This is a genomic window from Pseudomonas sp. AM4(2022) (assembly GCF_036346515.1).
Lineage (GTDB): Bacteria > Pseudomonadota > Gammaproteobacteria > Pseudomonadales > Pseudomonadaceae > Aquipseudomonas > Aquipseudomonas paracarnis.
This window is the reverse complement of record NZ_JAOTNW010000024.1, coordinates 41,632-59,853: the sequence shown is the minus strand read 5'-3', so window position 1 is coordinate 59,853 and position 18,222 is coordinate 41,632. Positions and strand designations below refer to the sequence as shown.

Annotated in this window: 12 protein-coding genes and 1 pseudogene; all 13 read right to left on the bottom strand. The window is 62.1% G+C overall.

Annotation, left to right across the window (positions count from 1 at the left end):
• Nucleotides 1-14: 14 nt before the first annotated feature.
• The 13 genes and pseudogenes from ODQ19_RS24380 to ODQ19_RS24320 all read right to left on the bottom strand — a co-directional run bounded on the left by ODQ19_RS24380 (nucleotide 15) and on the right by ODQ19_RS24320 (nucleotide 18,185).
• Nucleotides 15-1,421: a lipid II flippase MurJ gene (locus ODQ19_RS24380; protein ID WP_116666021.1), complete on the bottom strand. Its 1,407-nt coding sequence runs from the start codon at nucleotides 1,419-1,421 to the stop codon at nucleotides 15-17.
• The gene (locus tag ODQ19_RS24375) at nucleotides 1,421-2,242 is read right to left on the bottom strand and encodes an acyltransferase (protein WP_330211426.1); all 822 of its coding nucleotides are present in this window, start codon (nucleotides 2,240-2,242) and stop codon (nucleotides 1,421-1,423) included. The genes ODQ19_RS24380 and ODQ19_RS24375 overlap by 1 nt, the downstream gene beginning before the upstream one ends.
• The gene (locus ODQ19_RS24370; protein ID WP_330211425.1) at nucleotides 2,239-3,642 is read right to left on the bottom strand and encodes an O-antigen ligase family protein; all 1,404 of its coding nucleotides are present in this window, start codon (nucleotides 3,640-3,642) and stop codon (nucleotides 2,239-2,241) included. Before ODQ19_RS24370 ends, ODQ19_RS24375 begins: the two co-directional genes overlap by 4 nt.
• The gene (locus tag ODQ19_RS24365; protein ID WP_330211424.1) at nucleotides 3,642-4,745 is read right to left on the bottom strand and encodes a glycosyltransferase family 4 protein; all 1,104 of its coding nucleotides are present in this window, start codon (nucleotides 4,743-4,745) and stop codon (nucleotides 3,642-3,644) included. Before ODQ19_RS24365 ends, ODQ19_RS24370 begins: the two co-directional genes overlap by 1 nt.
• Entirely contained in the window at nucleotides 4,736-5,950 is a 1,215-nt protein-coding gene (locus ODQ19_RS24360) for a glycosyltransferase family 4 protein (protein WP_330211423.1), read from the bottom strand. The genes ODQ19_RS24365 and ODQ19_RS24360 overlap by 10 nt, the downstream gene beginning before the upstream one ends.
• A 22-nt stretch (nucleotides 5,951-5,972) precedes the next feature.
• Nucleotides 5,973-7,313, bottom strand: coding sequence for a beta-xylosidase (locus ODQ19_RS24355; RefSeq protein ID WP_330211422.1), 1,341 nt, complete (start codon nucleotides 7,311-7,313; stop codon nucleotides 5,973-5,975).
• Complete coding sequence (locus ODQ19_RS24350) at nucleotides 7,310-8,491, bottom strand: glycosyltransferase (RefSeq protein WP_330211421.1); 1,182 nt, start codon at nucleotides 8,489-8,491, stop codon at nucleotides 7,310-7,312. The genes ODQ19_RS24355 and ODQ19_RS24350 overlap by 4 nt, the downstream gene beginning before the upstream one ends.
• Nucleotides 8,491-10,470: an exopolysaccharide transport family protein gene (locus tag ODQ19_RS24345; protein WP_330211420.1), complete on the bottom strand. Its 1,980-nt coding sequence runs from the start codon at nucleotides 10,468-10,470 to the stop codon at nucleotides 8,491-8,493. Before ODQ19_RS24345 ends, ODQ19_RS24350 begins: the two co-directional genes overlap by 1 nt.
• Before the next feature lie 70 nt (nucleotides 10,471-10,540).
• Nucleotides 10,541-11,368, bottom strand: coding sequence for a polysaccharide biosynthesis/export family protein (locus ODQ19_RS24340; RefSeq protein ID WP_116666029.1), 828 nt, complete (start codon nucleotides 11,366-11,368; stop codon nucleotides 10,541-10,543).
• 6 nt (nucleotides 11,369-11,374) lie between these two features.
• On the bottom strand, nucleotides 11,375-12,286 hold the full coding sequence (locus ODQ19_RS24335) for a glycosyltransferase family 2 protein (RefSeq protein WP_116666030.1): 912 nt from the start codon (nucleotides 12,284-12,286) through the stop codon (nucleotides 11,375-11,377).
• Complete coding sequence (locus ODQ19_RS24330; protein WP_330211419.1) at nucleotides 12,286-13,746, bottom strand: mannose-1-phosphate guanylyltransferase/mannose-6-phosphate isomerase; 1,461 nt, start codon at nucleotides 13,744-13,746, stop codon at nucleotides 12,286-12,288. Before ODQ19_RS24330 ends, ODQ19_RS24335 begins: the two co-directional genes overlap by 1 nt.
• Nucleotides 13,746-15,185, bottom strand: a complete 1,440-nt coding sequence (locus ODQ19_RS24325) for an undecaprenyl-phosphate glucose phosphotransferase (protein ID WP_116666032.1) — start codon at nucleotides 15,183-15,185, stop codon at nucleotides 13,746-13,748. The genes ODQ19_RS24330 and ODQ19_RS24325 overlap by 1 nt, the downstream gene beginning before the upstream one ends.
• Nucleotides 15,186-15,699: 514 nt before the next feature.
• Nucleotides 15,700-18,185, bottom strand: a pseudogene (locus ODQ19_RS24320) (TonB-dependent siderophore receptor).
• Nucleotides 18,186-18,222: the final 37 nt, after the last annotated feature.

Sequence of the window (18,222 nt, the reverse complement as noted above, 5' to 3'; positions counted from 1 at the left end):
GGTGGGAACCGGCCTCAGGCTTTCCACGGCTTGAGCCAAAGCCCCAACCCCACCAACACCAGCGCGCCGGCCAGGCTACTCAACCCCAACTGCCACCCATCGTTGTGCAAGGGGTGCAGGGCCAGCGCTGCCACACCCAGCAGCACCCCGCTCAAGCCCCACTGCAACGGCCAGCCCAGTTGGCCGAGCAGTTGCTGGCGGTGCATCAGCAACAGGTTCGTCACCACGACGCCACCCAACGCCGCCAAGGCGATCCCCGGCAGGCCGATACAATAGGGCAGCACCACCAGCAAGGCGGCGTTGACCAGGCTGCCCAGCAGTTCGCAATTGAGCGGCAGGCGCGTGTCGCCGCTGGCATAGGCATAGCGGGCGAGCATCGCGTTCCAGGCGCCAAACACCAGTGGCGTGGCGAACCAGGCCAGCAGCGCCGGCAGTGGGCCGTCGACGCTCTGGGCGGGCATCAGCAGATGGATCAGCGTGGGGCTGGCGCCAATCAGGCCGAAGGCCGCAGGCAGGCTCAGCAGGGTCGCTGCATCCAGGCCGCGGCGCAGCAGGGCCAGGCGCTGTTGGCCTTGTTCGCCGCTCATCATGCCCAGCAGCACTTGGTTGAGGCTCATCAGGGCGATCAATGGCAGGTTGATCAGCTTGCGTGCGAGGTTAACCCACGTCACCGCGCCTTCCCCGAGGAAACTGGCGATCAATCGCTCCAGTAGCGCCAGGCCCTGGCTGGCTACGTTGCTGGCCAACAACGGCCCGATACGCCCCAGCAATTCGCGGCCTGCCAGCGAGTCGCCGCTGACCTGCCACGGCCGCCAGCCGAAAGACCAGACCGGCACCAGCAATGGCAGGCACATCAACACACTGCCGGCAAAAAAGCTCATGGCCAGTTCGGCACTGTCGCTGGAACTGCCACGGATAAACAGGTACAGCACCGGTGGCAGATTGAACAGTAAAGAGCCCAGGCCCGGCAGGACAAAACGTTGGCGTGCCTGTAAGGGAATACTGAACAGCCCATGCATCACCAGGCCCGGCGCACAGGCCGCCAGCCAACGCAAGTTAGCGGCGGCTTCGGCATGGGCCGCGGCGTCCAGGCCGGGGCCGATCAGGCGCACCCACAGCGGCGCGCCCAGCGCTAGTACGGCAAACAGGGCCAGGCCCACTCCCAGCAGGCGTGGGGACAGGCTGGCCAGCCAGGCCTGCTGGCGGTGTGGGTCGCGTTGTTGATAGAGGGGCAGGGCAGCCGCCGCAAGCAAGCCGGCGGCCAGGGTCATGCGCAATGCTTCGGGCAAAAACACCGCCACCAGAAACCCGTCGCTGCGACTGCCCGCGCCCCAGGCCGCCACCAGCAGCCATTCGCGGGCGAAACCGGCGACCAGCCCTGCGAGGGTCGCGACGGTCAGCCAGAGCGTGCTGCCGAACATCAGTGAAACAGGGTGAACAGGCCTTTGCCACCCACCTTGTAGTTCAGATCATGGCAACGTTCGCCCATGATTTTGGCCCCGGAACCGCCAATGATTTTGTAGGGGGCTACTGCCTTGGCCACCACGGTATTGGCACTGATCACTGAACCATAGCCCAGGTGCGTGCCGTAGCCGATCAACGCCCGGCTGCCGATCCACACGTAGTCGTCGATGTAGATCGGCCCGGAAATCGACCAGAACTCTGGTGCCTGCAAATCATGACTGCCGGCGATGATCAGCACGTGGGAGGCGATCGCCACGTGGTTACCGATCACCAGCCCGGCGCGGGCGTCCACCTGGCAATGCCAACCGATTACCGAATCGTCGCCGACCACCAAATTGTGCATGCCCAGCACTTCGGTGTTACGCCATAAGCTGGAGCCCTTGCCGATCTTCGCGCCACCCAGGCGCAGCCAGGCAATGCGCACATGGTGGCTGGGGATCTTGTTGATCAAGATGTTGTAGGCCATGTCCCAGACACTACGCCACCGGTCTTTGACGGTTGCCCAGTTTTTGCCGTAACGCGGCAGTAGCTGGGCCGCAAGGTCCTGTTTCATCCGGTGGAACAGGCGGCGCGCCACCGGGTGCTCAATCGCGGTTTCCAGGTCGATGGAGCTGATCCAGAAGCGCTTGTTGTCGCCTTCGCCTTCTTCAAATACCACGTCGTTGGCCAGGCACCAGTCCAGCGCCTCTTCCAGGTCCGACAGGCTCACGCCCATTTCAGCGGCCAGCGTGGGGAGGCGGTCACGCAAATCGGTGGAGTGGATCATCCGGTGCTTCATGGTTGGTTATCCTTTGGCGCGGTAGCAGGAACAGTGGCGGTAACGGTAGGGCGCAGGCGCACCTGTTGCAGGCTCATGCCCATCAACAGCCAGAACAGCGCGATCAGTACAAAGGTGAAGCTGAAATAGTGGTCGAAAATCCCCGTCAGCAGCGCCGCCAACACGCCACAAATGCACCCCAGCCACAGGGCATTCTCGGCAGTGACCTTGCGCACCTGGCCCAGGGGCCGCACTTCGCGCCACCACAACAGGGTGACGGTGATAAACAGCAGCATCCCGGGTAGGCCGACCTTGTAGATGAAGTTCAGCCACAGGTTTGAGATCCCCAACAGATTGGAGCCGGGCACGGGCGGGTCGATCTTGAAGCCGATCCCCAGGGGGAAGGTCGCCATGGCGGCGGGGAACCTGGCGTACTCGTCAAAGCGGATTTCGGTACTGGCGTTGGTGGTCGAGAAGATGGTCATCAAGCGGTCCTGCAACGGCGGATAGAACATCACCAACGCAACCGCGAACGCCGCCCCGATACCGATGATGCGCCCGCTGTTCGGCACGCGCTTGTAGGCCAGCCAGATCAACACCAGCGCCAGGGCCACGATGGCACCACGGGAAATACTCAGCAGCAGGCCGGCACACCCCAGCACCGCCACCGCCAGGCCCAGGGCCCGACGCCAGCCGCTGCGGGTCCAGCCATAGAACAGCGCCAGGGGAATAAACAGCACCAGCACGCCACCGGTCAGGTTGGGGTGCACCCAGGGCGAGGCCATGCGCGTGTAGTTGGCAGAGAAAATATCCTTCACCGCTTCCGGGTGGGCGTATTTGAGGTCGGTGAGAATATCGATCATCGACATCGCGTTGCGCGTTTTCAGGAACATGAAAATCGACAGCAACAGCATCGCCAGGTTACCCAGCAACAGGGCGACCACCACCTTGTCGCGGTCGGCGTCGGTGCGCAGCAGCAGCGGCACGATAAACAGCATCGACAGGTTCATCAGCCAGCGCACCCAGTTCACCGGCCCGTTGCCTTCGGCATGGATGATCAGCATGCCCCAGATAAACGGAATGGTGCTGAATAGCATCAGCCACATCAGCGCCCGCTCGGTCGGTCGCCACAGCATGAAACCACGCGTCTTGCCGATGAACGATTGCCAGAACACCCCGACCCAGGTCAGCCCCAGTACCGCCTCGCTGACGGTGGTGCGGATGCCCAGTTGCAAGGTGGTGTAGGGAATACTGGTGGCCAATACCGCGAAAATCAGCAAGCCCCACAGGGGAAAGCGGATCAGCGTCAAGGCCACGGCCACTCCGGCCACGACCAGCATGACCTTGATCGGCGACAGGGCCAACAGCAACCCGCCGAACACCAGGCCCAGCAGCAGACTGACGAATTTTCCTGGCAGCATTAGCGATCCAATTCCTTGAGCAAAGTGTCCAGGCGCGAGCGATAGGCCGGTGCGGCAAATTGCCGGGCCCAGGCGCGTTGTGTTTCGCCGTCTTGTGTGGCGTCGGCAGCTGCCAGTTGTTGCATGACGTTGTGCAATTGCTCGGCGTCATGGGGGGCGAAGCGCGGGGCGTTGGGCGGCGCGATTTCATCCAGGGCGCTGCCGCGTGCCACCGCGACCGGCGTGCCGACACTCAAGGCTTCCACCACCGGCAGGCCAAAGCCTTCGGCATAGGACGGCTGCCACAGGCACGCGGCATGACGGTAGAGCGCTTGCAGTTGCCCGTCCGATAAACCGCTGCACCAATGCAGGCCCGGCAGGTCACCCAGTGCCGCCGGTACATCGCTGGCGTGGCCCACCAGAACCAAGTCCGGCACATCAGGGTTCAGCGCACGGCAGGCCTGCCATTGGCGCAGGAAGAATTCCATGTTCTTGCGTGGCTCCCGCGTGCCCACCACCAGCCAGTAGCGTGTCGGCAGGTGGGTTGGCAGTGGCTCTGGTGCTGCATTCAATTCGGGCACCAAGTTGTTCAGCACGCGGAACTTGGCCCGGGCCCAGGGGAACAGGCGCGCGGCTTCATTGCAGGAAAACTGCGAAGGGCACCACACCCGGTCAGCCTGCCACACCGACCAGGCAATCGAAGCCCCGTCGATCAGGCGGTAGGCCAGGGCCTTGAGTTTGGAGCGATGGAAGTTGCGGTGGGTCAGCTGAAACAGGTCATGCAGCACCAGTACATAGCGGGTGCCGGCGGGTTTACGGCACAGCGGCAAGCCCATATTGGCCGTGGCGATGTACAGGTCGATCTGCTGCTCGTGCAGCGCCTTGGGCAAGAACCTGCGCTCGAACCGCAGGCGCACTTGTGGGCGTTGCAGGCCGTCCAGCGGGCTGGCCCAGGCCGGGCAAACGGCAGTCTGGCGTTGCGGATGGTCCAGGGGCGCTTCGGTGAACAGCACCACCTCGGTGTTGCCCCGCGCGCGCAGGGCGTCTTCCAGGGCCACGACCTGGCGGGCGATGCCTGAAGACGGCGCAACCGTGGCGGGGCGATAGTCCAGGGCTACACGCATGGCTGAGACTCCTTGACGGTGAGCAAGCTGCGGTAGAGGTGCTCCAGTTCATTCGCCGCCACCGCCCAGTCGTGGTATTGCCGCGCATAGTCGCGTGCCGCATCGGCCAGTCGCCCAGCCAGCGCCGGCTCATCCAGCAGGCGCACAACGGCATCGGCCAGGGCCTCAGCGTTTTCGCCGGCCAAGTAATGTACCTGTGGCTGTACCGCCAACCCGGACACGCCCTGGGCCGTGCTCACCAGCGGCAAGCCGGCGGCCATCGCCTCCAACACCTTGAGCTTTGAGCCGCCGCCATGGCGTAACGGGGCGACAAAACCGGCGCAGCGGCGTTGCAAGGCACACAGGTCGGGAACAAAACCCAGCCACTCGATACGTTCATCGGGCCAACGCTCGCGCCAGTGTTCGGGTAAGCCATAGCCGACCACTGCCAGGCGTGCGTTCGGGCGCTGCAACCAGAGCCTGGGGAAGATCTCGTCGAGCAGCCACTGCACGGCGTCCAGGTTCGGTGCGTATTCGTAGTTACCGACGAACAACAGGCGCTGGCTCTGCGCATCGGCGCTGACCTCGGCAAAGGCACGACTGTCGACCCCATTGACCACCACGCTTACCGGCGTCGACGACAACGGTCGCATGGCCTGAGCGTCCGCCTCGGTCACGGCGACCACATGAGCGGCGGCATCGAACGCCTTGCGTTCCCATTGCCGGCAGCGCCACTGGTCATACTGTACAAACGGTGCGGCCCACTTCGGGAAGCGGTCGTAAGTGGCGCCGCCGAGGCTCGATTCCAGGTTGTGCTCGGTCAGCACAAATTCGCGCCGTTGCTGCTGCAGGGTGTGCAGGAACGGCTGCAGGCTGTAGCTGTGTTCCACCTGAATCACGTCCCAGCGCTCGTTCAACAGTTGCGCAAACTGTGCCTGCAACGGTGCCGACAGGCCGTTGACCGTGGTCAACAGCGGCCAGGGCGCGAACAGGCCGCCGAGCAGGGTCAGTGGATGTTTCAGTGCCCGGCGCGGTACCACGATCAGGCGTTCGAGCAATGGTTCAAGGGCCGCGTGCACCGCCCCATCGGCCGGCGTCTTCGATTGCGCCAGCAGCGTGATGCGATGCCCGCGCTCACTCAAGGTGCGCAGCAAATGGTACTGCCGCGTCTTGCCGCCGCTGGTGGCCGGCCACGGCAGGTAGGGCACGATCCAGAGGATTCTCATGTACAGCTCTCCATGCCCAGGGCTACCACATCAGTATCTGCAAACTTGGTTTCACCACCGGGCGAATACCGTTGTCGTCGCTCAGGGTTTGCCGGGCGCCGGTCAGCGGGTCCAGCAGTTCTGCGCGTTTGATGCCGGGCAGGCTGATGCTGCTGCCTTTGGCACTCCAATACATCAGCAGGTGTTTTCCGTCAGGGCGGGTCCAGGCCACGCTGTAGAAGCTGTCCGGTACATCCTGCAACTGCGGCGTGTTGCCGGGTTTAAGCGTGGGGCCGGTGATCTCCAGGAAGCGGGCGAGGGCGGTGTATACCGGCTTGGGTTCGCCATCAAGGTTCAACAGGCCGTAATGCTGGTCGCGTGGCGAGGCGCGTTGGTCGAGGTCGGACAGCGCGAACAGGAAGATCTTCTGGTAGTCCTGGGACGCCATCAACGCCAGGCGGCGCAAGGTGTAATCGGCCTGCCCGTCGATACCGATCAGGTCCTGCATTTCCTTGGGGCCGGCATAGCTGGACCAGCCCCACTCGGTAGCCCATACGTTCTTGATCCCGGCGCCGTGCAGCATTGAGTTGAGTTGATCACCGCGCAGCAGCACTTCGTTCTTGCCCGGCTCATCGGTTTCCGGGGTCATCGAATAAGGGTGATAGGCCGCGACCATGCCCAGGTTTTGCACACCCAGCGCGCCGAGTGCTTCAAACATCAGGGTTTTGCCACGGGGCGGCATCTGGCTGTAGTACGCCATGCCGCCCATGACCTGCAGTTTGCCGGGCGCGGCAAGGTTCAGGGCCTGGTGACTGGCCAATAACAATTGCCCGTACTCCTTGGCGTCGACTTTGGGGCGCCAGTTGTTCGGCAGGTTCTGCTCGTTCCACACCTGCCAGGCATCAATAGTGGGGTAGCGTTTGGCCAGAAGTGCCAGGCGCAGCGCATACACTTCCGGATCCCGCGGTCGGTACTGATCCTGGAACTGCGCACCCTTGGGGGCGGTGGTGATAAAGGGCGCCGAGCCCACCAGGTAAAACACCGAGCGGATTTTTTCAGCGGTCAGGGTGCGGTCCAGTTCATCGAAGGTGCTGAGCTGATAACCGTCTTCTTTGGGTTCCAGGCGATCCCAGTGCAGGTCGACCCGCACCCATTGCAACCCAAGCTTCTTGTATTGCTTGATCTGCTGGCGGTACTGCTCGGGCGTGAACCAAAGGAAGTGCGCATTCACACCGAGAAAGTCCTTCCAGGCGACGGTGCGCTCCGGGGCCAGGTTCACCGGCTGCGCATCGACTTTTTCACTCAACAGCAGGGCGCTACCGACGGCGATTGACAGCACCAGCGGCAGGTAGCGCCACAGTGGGCGAACGGATGACAGGTTCATCGCAACGGCTCCTCACAAGCATCCCGAAATAATTCAGCAAACCGCTGGGCCGTGTTGGCCCACTGGCGTTGGTGGCCGATTTCTCCAGCCCGGGCGGCCCATTGCTGCGCCTGTTGCGGGTCGAGGATCAAGCGGTTCAAGGCGTTGCTCAAGGACGCTGTATCGCCCTGCTGATAGGTGATGCCATTGCCGCCGGCCACCTCTTCGGCAAAGGCGCGGGCGTTGGAGGTGATCACCCCGCGCCCGCATGCATTGGCCCACGACAGCGCGCCACTGGTGCCGCGCATTTGCCCTAGGAAACTGAGTTTTTTCGATTCGCGATAGGGCAGCACCATCACATGGTGCGCCTGGATCGTAGAAGGGATCTGCGCCGATGGCAGGTCCAGTTGCCAGTCCACCACATCCTCAAGATGCAGGGCGCTGATCTGCTCGCGCAGGCCATCGAGGTAGTTGCCGGCGGGGTCAAAAGTCATTTCCGGCGCGGTGCCACCGGCCAGGGTCAGGCGTACCTGGCCTCGGCATTGCGGGTGGGCGGCCAGTGATTGGGCCAAGGCATGGAGCAGGTCCTCAATGCCCTTGCCACGGTAGATAAAGCCGAAATACAGCAGGCGCAACGGCGCCAGTGGCGGCAACGCCTGGGGCACGATGGGCAGGTTGCCGTGGGCAATCACCGCCACCTGTTCCGGGCGCAGGCCCATGCGCTGGCGCAGGCAGTCGCCGCCCAGACGGGTGAGTGTGATCAGGCGGCGCATGCCTTTGGCCAGGCGCCGTTCTTCGTGCAAGGTCAACGGGTCGGCCAGCAGCGCTGCCGCCTGGGGCAGGGGGTGGGGCAGGCGTTCAAGCAAGGTCAAGGGGAAAAACAGCTTGGCCCGGCGCCAGATCAGGCGCTCCGGGTCATGCACCGTGGCGGTCAACGGCAGGTGTGGTTGCGCCCGGCGCAGGTACTCCAGCGCCTGGAACTCACCGAAGCGTCCACCCCCGAGTTCGGCATGCACCAGGTCCACGCTGCGCCAGTCGAAGGCCTGTAGACGCTTCAACTGTTCAGGCAGGTCCAGGCAGCCGGCGAGCGGGGTCACCACCTCCAGCCCCTGTTCGGTCAACGCATGGCGCAAGTGCGCGGCATAATCGGCGATCCCGGTCTGCTCCGGTGGCAGCGGCGCCAGCAGTGCGATACGCATCAGGCCGCCCCGCGCCAGCTGTTGAGCCGCGCCAGGACCTTGGCCGGCACTTCGAAGCGGCGGCGGTTGAGGATCATGCCGTCGACTTTGCCGAACGCGGTGGTCAGCAACGACACGGCATTTTCGATAGTCGGTACGGTGCTGGTGCGGGCTTCGATCACCAGTACGATCTGGTCGGCGCGGCGCAGTGTCAGGAAGGCCTGTGGGTTGGAGGACAGCGCCGAGGCGTCCAGCAGCAATACTTCACCTGGCGTTGGCGCGTTCGTCCCATCGATCGAGACGCGGTGACCACGGTCCTCCAGCAGACGCTTGAGTTGCGAGGCGATAAAGGTCACACCCTCGCCATGCCGCGCCGAGGTCAGGCCCAGGGCAAAACCTTCGGTGGCGATACGGTCCAGGGGTAGCAGACTGTACAGGCGGTAGAGGCTGGCGGTGACGGCTGCCGGCGTTGCGTCTTGCACATCGGGAATGCTGCTCCACAGCGGCACATGGAACATCTCCTGCAACCGTGTGCCATCGTGGATGCGCTGGTCCAGCAGGTACAGCACATAGATGGTTAGCAAGCCCACGGCCACGCCGGCGGGAATGGCGAACAGCAGCATCAGCAGACTCTTGGGAAACACGCGTGCCGGGTTGAGGGTGGCGTGTTCGATCAGGGCGATGTTGCTGATCTGGCTGTTGTCCAGTTCGTGGTCGATTCGCGCCTGTTCAAGATTGTCCGAGTACAAGGCATAGCTCTTTTCGGCCGTGCGCAGTTGTTGGCTCAGGGTGTTGAGTTGCGGTTCATCAGTCATCGCCTGGTCACGCTGGGCGCGCAGTTCGGCAAGGGTCTTGTCGTAGTTCTCGATTTCCCCGGCCAGTTTGCGCTCTTGCAACTGGGCGTCGATCATTTGCTGTTTAACGTTGATCACCAGGCTGTTGGGCGCGGTGTTCTGCGAGCGTTCCAGGCGTGTAGCTTCCTGGGCGCTGAGGGCTTCCATGTCGCGGATGTTCTGCTCGATCTGATTGACCTGCGGGGTACCCGGCAGGTAGGTGCGCAACAGCCGAGCCCGCTCCACTTGCAGCGCATTGAGCTGGCGCTTGAGGTCGAGCTGGGTGGGGTTGAGGCTGGTTTCGCGCATCGTGACCACGTCTGCCGGCTGGCTCTTGATCTGCTGGCTGGCGTTGGCCAGGAGGCTGCGAATCCCCGATATCTGGTTCTGTGCGCTGACCTTGGCGTCGGTGACGCGGTCGATCTGGTTGGTCAGGTTCTTCAGGCGCGCATCGACACTGATCGAATCGATCTGCTTCAAGCGACCTTGCAGCTGATCTTTCAGGCTCTGGATATTCTCCGCCACCTTGGCGCGTTCGGTTTCATAGAAGGTATGCAGGCTCTTGCGCCCGAGAATTCGCGCACGTTCTTCGAGGTAAGCGTTGACCCATGTCTCGACGATTTTTTGCGCCACCGCCGGGTCGTCCCAGGTGAACGAAATCTCGATCACCGAAGAACCCGGCTCGTGACCGGCGGTGAAGTTCTTCTCCAGTGAGGTCGCCAAGCGCTCCAGCGGGCTTTGTTTCTCGGCAAGGCCCACGAACTGCAGCACACTACGAATGCCATTGATGACTTCGCCAACGCCCTTTTTGATGTAGAACTTGGTGACCTTCCAGAAGCCTTGCGGCGGTTCGGCGGTCATCGCCATATAGCGTTCGGCAACGATATGCACGATGGGCCGACCCGTGAGCATTTTTTCTTCGTCGACAATCGGGTCGTGCTGGGTGCTCGGGGCAATCAGCGTCTGGCGGTTGGCGGCCTCGATCGGCAAGGTGGTGTTATCCCGCCCCGGCTTGACCAGCAAGCGCGCGTCGGACTCGTAGCGAGCCGGCAACAGGAAGGCACCCAGCACGGCGACCACAATCGTGGTGAGCACGGCCAGTTTGAATTCGCGGCGGTAGATGAAGAACAGCCGCAGCAGGTCGCGAAGAGAGCGGATTTCGATCACAGGATCACTCCATTGCATATGGGGTTTACGAAAGGCGGGAACGCTTGGTTCGAGTGATACGAAGCCCGCTTCATAATCCTTGGCCTGCGTTGATGGTTGGGTTGTTGTAGATGGTGTTGCCGCTGTTTTTCACGTCGCTCTTGTTCAGGTCGTAATTCAAGCCAATACCAATCCCCTTGTTGATCGGAAACAGCTTGGTGAAGTACATGTCCACGGCCTCCACCGTCGCGCCGATGCCCGACTGCGGCACAAAGATCAAATCGCCGCGCTGCAACGCCACCCGCGGGTGATTGGGGTTGGTCAGCATGCTCTCCAGGCTGATGAAGTACGTCCTGTACTTGCCATCGGGACCGGTGCGCAGCAAGGCCACGTTGGAGGCATCCGCCGAGGGCAATACACCACCGGAGCTGAGCAGCGCCTGCTCGACGCTGACGTTGCCGGCCAGGTCGAAAAACGCCGGGTTGGACACCGCGCCGCCGATAAACACCTTGTTGCTCGGTGCGCTGGCGATGTTCACCGTCACCGCCGGTTCGCGGTAGATGCGCTTGTACTTCTCGGTGATTTCCTTGCCCAGGTCTTCGGGCGTGCGCAAGGCCGCCTTGACCCGGCCAATATTGGGCACCGAGATCACGCCGTCGGGGCGCACGACGAATACGGTCATGTCATCGGCCGCCGCCGGTTCCTGGGCATCACGCACGATACGCAGCGAGTCGCCGCTCTGGATCAGCACCTGCGGCGGTGGCAGGTCGGCCAGGGTCAGCGCCGCTTGATGGCCGGCCTTGAGCGTATTGTTGTCAGGAAGCGGCACCCGCGCGGGGGTCGAACAACCCGCCAGCCAGATTGAGGCACTCAAGAGGCTGAGCAGGGTAAGACGGGAACGTCGGTTGATAGTCTTCATGACGGCTCAAGTCCAGTAGGTGGAAAACATGCCCAGGCGCCGTTTAAGCGCGTTGGGCAAGTGGCGTTCAAGGTGGCCGAGGCGATAGCCCAGCAATTTAAAGGCACTGCGCACCACCACTTCGGGGGCGCGGTACAGCGCGTTGGCCTCGCGCAATGCGTGCAGTTCGGCCAGCACATAACGTTTGCCTTCGCCGCCGGCGTCGCCAAACGCCTGGCGAATCCATGGCTCGCGGCCGTAGAACACACCGATATCGAAGTAGCGGCGAAACTCTTCCAGCAAGCGGTAATCGTGGGAGTGATACACCTGCGCGCTGGCGGCGTAGCGCACCTGGTAACCGGCCAGCAGCATGCGGGCGGCCACATAGGCGTCTTCACTGCCAATCACATCCTGGGGGAAACCGCCCACCGCGCTCAGGGCGCTGCGCCGGTACACCGAAAACGAGTCAGAGCTGAAGCAGGTCTTGATGCCCAGTTGCGGTGCATCGTCCAGGCGCTTGGTGCGGCTGGCCGCCGGGTAATTGAAGTGCCGCGACTGCGCGCCGAGTACGCCGGCGCCGGGGTGCGGCAGCTGCCGTCCATAGGCCACGCCATTGAGCGGGTCCAGTTGCAGCTCGCTGATCAGGTTGGCGAAGGTCTCGGCAGTGGCGGGGATCGCGTCCTGGGTCATCACGATCAAGGCGTCGCCGCCCACCTGTTCACTGGCCCAGCGCCGGGTACCGCCGTGGTTGAAATCACGCGCATCGATCCGCTCCACGCGGGCGCCGAATTCGCGAAAGCGCGCCACGGTGTCATCGCTCGATGCGCTGTCGACCACCAGCATTTCATCCGGTTGCAAGGTCTGCATGCGCAGCGCTGGCAACAGGCGGTCCAGGTGGCTGGCCGCGTTGCGGGTGGGAATGATCAATGACGTACGCATCAGGGCTTCACTTCAACCGGCGCGCGGCCGTAGATGTCGTCATAGCGCACGATGTCGTCTTCACCCAGGTACTCACCGCTCTGTACCTCGATCATCACCAGATCGATGATGCCGGGGTTGGTCAGGCGGTGTTTGTGGCCGGCGGGAATGTAGGTGGACTCGTTCATGTTGAGCAGGATTTCACGCTCGCCATTGGTGATCATCGCCGCGCCGCTGACCACCACCCAATGCTCGCTGCGGTGATGGTGCATTTGCAGGGACAGCGAGCCTTTGGGCTTGACCACAATGCGCTTGATTTTGAAGCGCGTGCTTTCTTCCAGCACCGTGTAGGTGCCCCACGGGCGGGTGACCGTGCGGTGCAGACTGAACGCCGGGTGATTCTGGCGCTTGAGTTCGGCGACGATATAGCGCACGTCCTGGCTGCGGTGCGCGTCGGCGATCAACAGCGCGTCCGGGGTGTCGACGATGATCAGGTCACGCACGCCCACCGCACCGAGTACCCGCTTGGGCGAGTCGATGTAGCAGTTATGTACGTCGTGCAGGATGGCCTCGCCATTGATCTGGTTGCCATTGTCATCACTGGGGGTGAGTTGGCGCAGGGCTTCCCAGGAGCCGATATCGCTCCAGCCTATGTCGCAGGGCACGACCGCGACCTGGGCGGATTTTTCCATCAGCGCCACATCGATGGAGATATCCGGCGCGGTGCCGAAACCTTCAGGGCTCAGTTCGCGCTGGCGACTACTGCTGTTTTGCAGGCTCTGGCTGTGCTCCAGTGCAGCCTTGGCCGCTTCTAGAACCGCCGGGGCGTGGCTGGCCAGTTCTTCCAGCAGGGTGGCTGCCTTGAAGCAGAACATGCCGGCATTCCACAGGTGCTTGCCGCCGTCCAGATAGCCTTGGGCGGTGGCCAGGTCGGGCTTTTCGACAAAGCGCTGCACCCGAAACCCAGCGCCCAGTGCCGGCCCTTGTTCGATATAGCCAAAGCCAGTTTCTGCTCGGTCAGGCTGGATGCCAAAGGTCACCAGGTAACCGGCTTCGGCCAATGCGCGGGCTTTTTCCACCGCCTGGGCAAAGGCGCCTTCATCGAGGACCAGATGATCGGCCGGCATCACCAGCAACTGCGCGTCTGCGCCGAAATGCTCTTGCACGTGCAAGGCGGCCACGGCGATGGCGGCGGCGGTGTTGCGGCCAAACGGCTCCAGCAGCAGGTCGAGGCCCAGGCGCTGGGTGTTCACCGCGCGGTAGTCGTCCAGGGTGCGAAACAGCAGGTCGCGGTTGGTCACGGTCAGGATGCTGTCGACGCCCGGCAAGTGACTGGCCCGCAGGAAGGTCTTCTGCAACAGGCTCTGGTCGTCGCGCATGCGCATGAAGGGCTTGGGCATGTTCTGCCGCGAAACCGGCCACAACCGCGTACCCGAACCACCGGAGATGATGCAGGGAATCAATCCGTTAAGTGGGTTCATCAATAGACTTCCTTGGTGGAAAGAACGGCCGGGACCGTCATGAAAACGATGTAGAGGTCCAGCCACACGGACCATTTGGCGATGTATTCCAGGTCGTATTCGACCCGTTTCTGAATCTTGAACAGCGTATCGGTCTCGCCGCGGTAACCATTGATCTGCGCCCAGCCGGTGATGCCGGGCTTGACCCGATGGCGCGAACTGTATTCGCTGACCGCTTCCTCGAAAGGAATCCCGGCCGCCTTGGTGGCCGTGGCGTGAGGGCGCGGGCCGACCATCGACATATTGCCCAGCAGCACGTTGAACAGTTGTGGCAGCTCATCGATGCTGGTCTTGCGGATGATCCTTCCCACCCGGGTGATGCGCGGGTCCTGGCGTGTGGTCTGGTTTTCGGCGTTGAGGTCGGTCTGCTCGACGTACATCGAGCGGAACTTGAACACGCGGATCAGGTTGTCGTTGTAGCCATAGCGCTTCTGGCGAAACAGCACCGGGCCCTTGGAATCGAGTTTGATCGCGATGGCGGTCACCAGCATCACCGGCGACAGCAACAACAGGCCGAGGCTGGCCAGCAGCAGGTCTTCGCAACGCTTGATAAACGGCGACCAGCCCCGCAGCGGCAACTGCGAGGTGTTGAACATCAGGATGCCGCCCACATCGGTGATGCGGTTATGGCCATAGCGCAGTGCGGCCATATCCGGCACCAGCATGACGTTCACCGACATCTGCCGCAGGCGCTTGACCAGCCCATTGATGCGCTGCTCGGCAGCCCAGGGCAGGGTGATCATGACCTGGTTGACCTGTTCGGAGCGGATCAGCTTTTCCAGGTCGCGGGTATTGCCTAGCAAGGGCAGGCGGCTCAACTCCTTGGGAATGCGCTCGGTACGGTCGTCGATAAAACCGATGAGGCCGGAACGTATGTCACTGTTGCGCGACAGGTGTTCAGCCACATGCACGGCCGTGTCGGTAAAGCCCAGGATCACGGTGCGCTGGAGGAATTTGCCGTTATCCATCAAATGGCGGTACAGGCGCAGCATCAGTATCCGCTCCACGCCAAACAGCAGCAGGCTCGCGGAAAACCAGAACACCAGGTTGCGTGGGCTCAACTGCGGGAACAGGAGCAGGATCTGGTACATGAACAACAGGATGCAAAACGCCGAGACCCAGGCCACCAGCATCACGCGAAAACGCAGGCGATTGCTGAACAGGTCATCGGAGTAAACCCCCAGGGCCTGGAACAAGATAATGGTCAGGATCGCAAAGAACGCCAGCAGGCCCAGATAGTGAGTGCGCATGTGCTCAGCGACGGGATCCGGGTAGAACAGCAGGATGATCGCCGGCGAGATTGCGGTCAGCCCATGGATCAGTTTTACGAAAACGACAAAAAACTCAACGAAACCGGTGCGAGTCAAAAACAGGCTATCAACCGACGATTTACCGCGCATACATCAGATCCTCAATACACCACCAGAACGTTCCTATTCGTTTGCTCATCCATAAGGCAGGTATGCATTACAAGTGGTGCAAATCGAACGACTTCTGTTGCTGGGTAAACCGTAATGGCTGTCTAGACGCAGGCATTTACTGGGTGATGGCTAAATAGTGGCCCTATTGAGGGTTTGTGTCAATGATTTGGCTTTTAGTCCGTTTTCTTCGTTGCTCCTCTTAAGGTCTCCATGATATGACGGTTTGTTGACGTGTATGGCGGGTATTTCAGAATAATCGAGAATCGATGATGGCTTTTTGGAGTGTAGGAACAAACCTGGGGATTTGCCTGCCAGCGACGAAAAGCTTTTGCCGGCGGGAAGGAGGGGGCGGGACAAGGCTTTTTTGTAGGAGCGAGGACGCCTAGTTCTTGCTCGCGAAAGACGTCAACGATAACGCGTGCTTCCTGAATAAACGCGGCGTCTGTGAGTTTTTCGCGAGCAAGCTCGCTCCTACAGGAGGGGTATGCAGTGCTTAGAAGTTGCCTTTGAGGCTCAGCGTGAGGTTACGCGGCTCCCCGTAGAGGTTACCCCAGCCTGCTGTACCAACGGTCTGGTAGTAGTTTTTATCGAACAGGTTGTTGCCGTTGAGCGCCACAGTCCAGGTGTCGTCCACCTGATACGCAATGCGTGCACTCCACAACGCATACCCGGCCTGCTCCAGTTTGATGGTTTGCAGGCGGTAGTTACTGCTTTGGGCGTTGACGCCTGCGCCGACTGTCCATTTCGACAGCGCACCGTCCAACTGGTAGTCGCCCCACAAACGCAGCATATGCCGCGGTACGTAGGTGTTGGACACCGCGCCTTCGGCGGCACTGTCGATGTTTTTCAGGTTCTTGGTTTGCGTGTAGGTATAGCCGCCGAACACCTGCAGGCGTTCAAGCAATTCGCCGCTCAGCTCGGCCTCGACCCCTTGGGCGCGCACTTTGCCCGTGTCGGTGTAGCAGTAGCCGTCGGAGGAGCTGCCGCAGCGGGTCTCGAAATCGGTTTGGGCGGCGTTTTTTTCGATGGCGCGAAACAGCGCCAGGGAGCTGTTCAGGCGCCCGTCAAACCATTCGCCCTTGATGCCCAACTCATAGTTCTCCCCATTTTCGGCTTGAGGGCCGAACCGCTGACCGTAGCGTAGGAGCTTTGTGGCTGGAAGATATCGGCGTAGCTGGCGTACACCGAAAGGTTGTCATTGAGGTCGTAGATCAGCGCGGCAAACGGCGTGACCACCCCGGTTTCCTTGGTGCGTGCATCCTGGTCGGCCCACTCGCCCCAGGCCAGGTTCAGGGACTCACGGCGGTTTTCATACCAACTGACGCGACTGCCCAGAACCAGCATCAAAGGTTCGGCCAGACGCAGGCGCAAGGTGGCGTAGGCACCATATTGAGTGGCGGTTTCCTTGACCGTGCCGCCACGGTACATGTTGGGCCAGAAGGTGTCGTCGGCAGGTTCCGGGAAGTGGTGGTTGGGGGTGAAGACGCTTTGGCGCTGGGGCAGGTTGCGGATCGCATAGACATCGTCCTGAGTGCCACGGCTGCCATTGGCGCCGAGGATCAACTCATGTTGCAGGCCAAACGCTTCAAATTGACCATCAATGTAGGCATCCAGGCCGTAGTCCTTGTGATCGTAATCCAGCAGCGCGGCGTAACTGGTGAGCGTAGGGGCCGGGTTACCATAGTCCACGGTGCTTTCGCTGGCGGCGTATTTGATGTCTTGCAGGTTGCGGCTATGCACGGCGCTGACTTTGAGCTTCCAGTCGTCGTTGAAGTGATGGGTCAGATCAGCGAACAGCGTGGTGCGCTGGCTTTGCCAATCGTTCCAGGCCTGGCCCAGGCAGGTGGAGCGGCTCAGGCCGAGGCTTTTGCCGTCGCGATAACGCGGCAGGCCGCTCCAGCACGGTGTGGCGTCGACATCCTCATAGCTGGCCCCGAAGCCCAGGGTGGTGTCAGGGCTGACATCCATGTCCAGGGCCGCGTAAAACGCCTGGTCCTGACGCTTGGCAAGGTCCATGTAGGAGCCGCGATTCTGTTGGCTGACCGATGCGCGGCCACGCACCGTGCCGCTGTCGTTCAATGGGCCGCCAGTGTCGAGTTCGGCGTGGTAGTTATCCCAGGTGCCCGCCGACAGCCCGAGGCTGGTGGTCGGGGTGGCTTGGGGCCGCTTGCGCACGAAGTTCACTGCACCGCTGGCGGTGCCGGCGCCCTTGAGCATACCGGCGGCGCCTTTTAGCACCTCTACCCGGTCATAAATCGCCATGTTCGCGCTGAAACTGTCGGCCTGTATGTAGTCCTTGCCGATGTCCAGCGGCACACCATCGAACTGGTACTGGCCGAGCATCTTGAAGCCCCGGGAGTAAAAATACTTGCCGCCCATGGGCGATTCGTAGCTGGTGATCCCCGGGGTGCGCTCCAGCAATTGGTCGATGGTGGTGATGTTCTGGTCATCCATCAGCTTGCGGGTCATCACGCTCACCGATTGCGGCGTGCGCCGCAGGCTATGTTCACCCTTGCCGATGGTCACCGCACCGGTGGTGTAGGAGCCGCTGCCTTCGGTAGTGGCGCCCAGGCGGTTGCCGGTAATGGTGGTGGCGCTCAGGTTCAGGGCCGAACTGTCGGCCTGTTGGGGTAACAGTAACCAAGCGTTCGGGCCCTGGCTTTGAGCCTGCAAACCCTGGCCCTGAAGCAGTCTGCTCAGGGCCTGTTGTGGCTCCAGAGTGCCGCTCAGCCCAGCACTGCTTTTGCCGGCTACGCTGCCTGCGTCATACGACACGCTGATACCGGCCTGCCGCGCAAATTGATCAAGGGCACCGGCCAGTGGCCCGGGGGCGATATTCCAGGTGCGCGCCTGGCGTTCGCCTCCGGGTGGTTGGGCACCTGCGGAATAGGGCAGGGTACTGGCCGCCAGGCACGCGCCGAGAAGGGTCGCCTTGATGGCGTGCCTGAGAGGTGAACGCAGGGAGGGGAACGCTTGCATGACCGCGGGATGCTCCTGAAGGAAGTGGACAAAACCG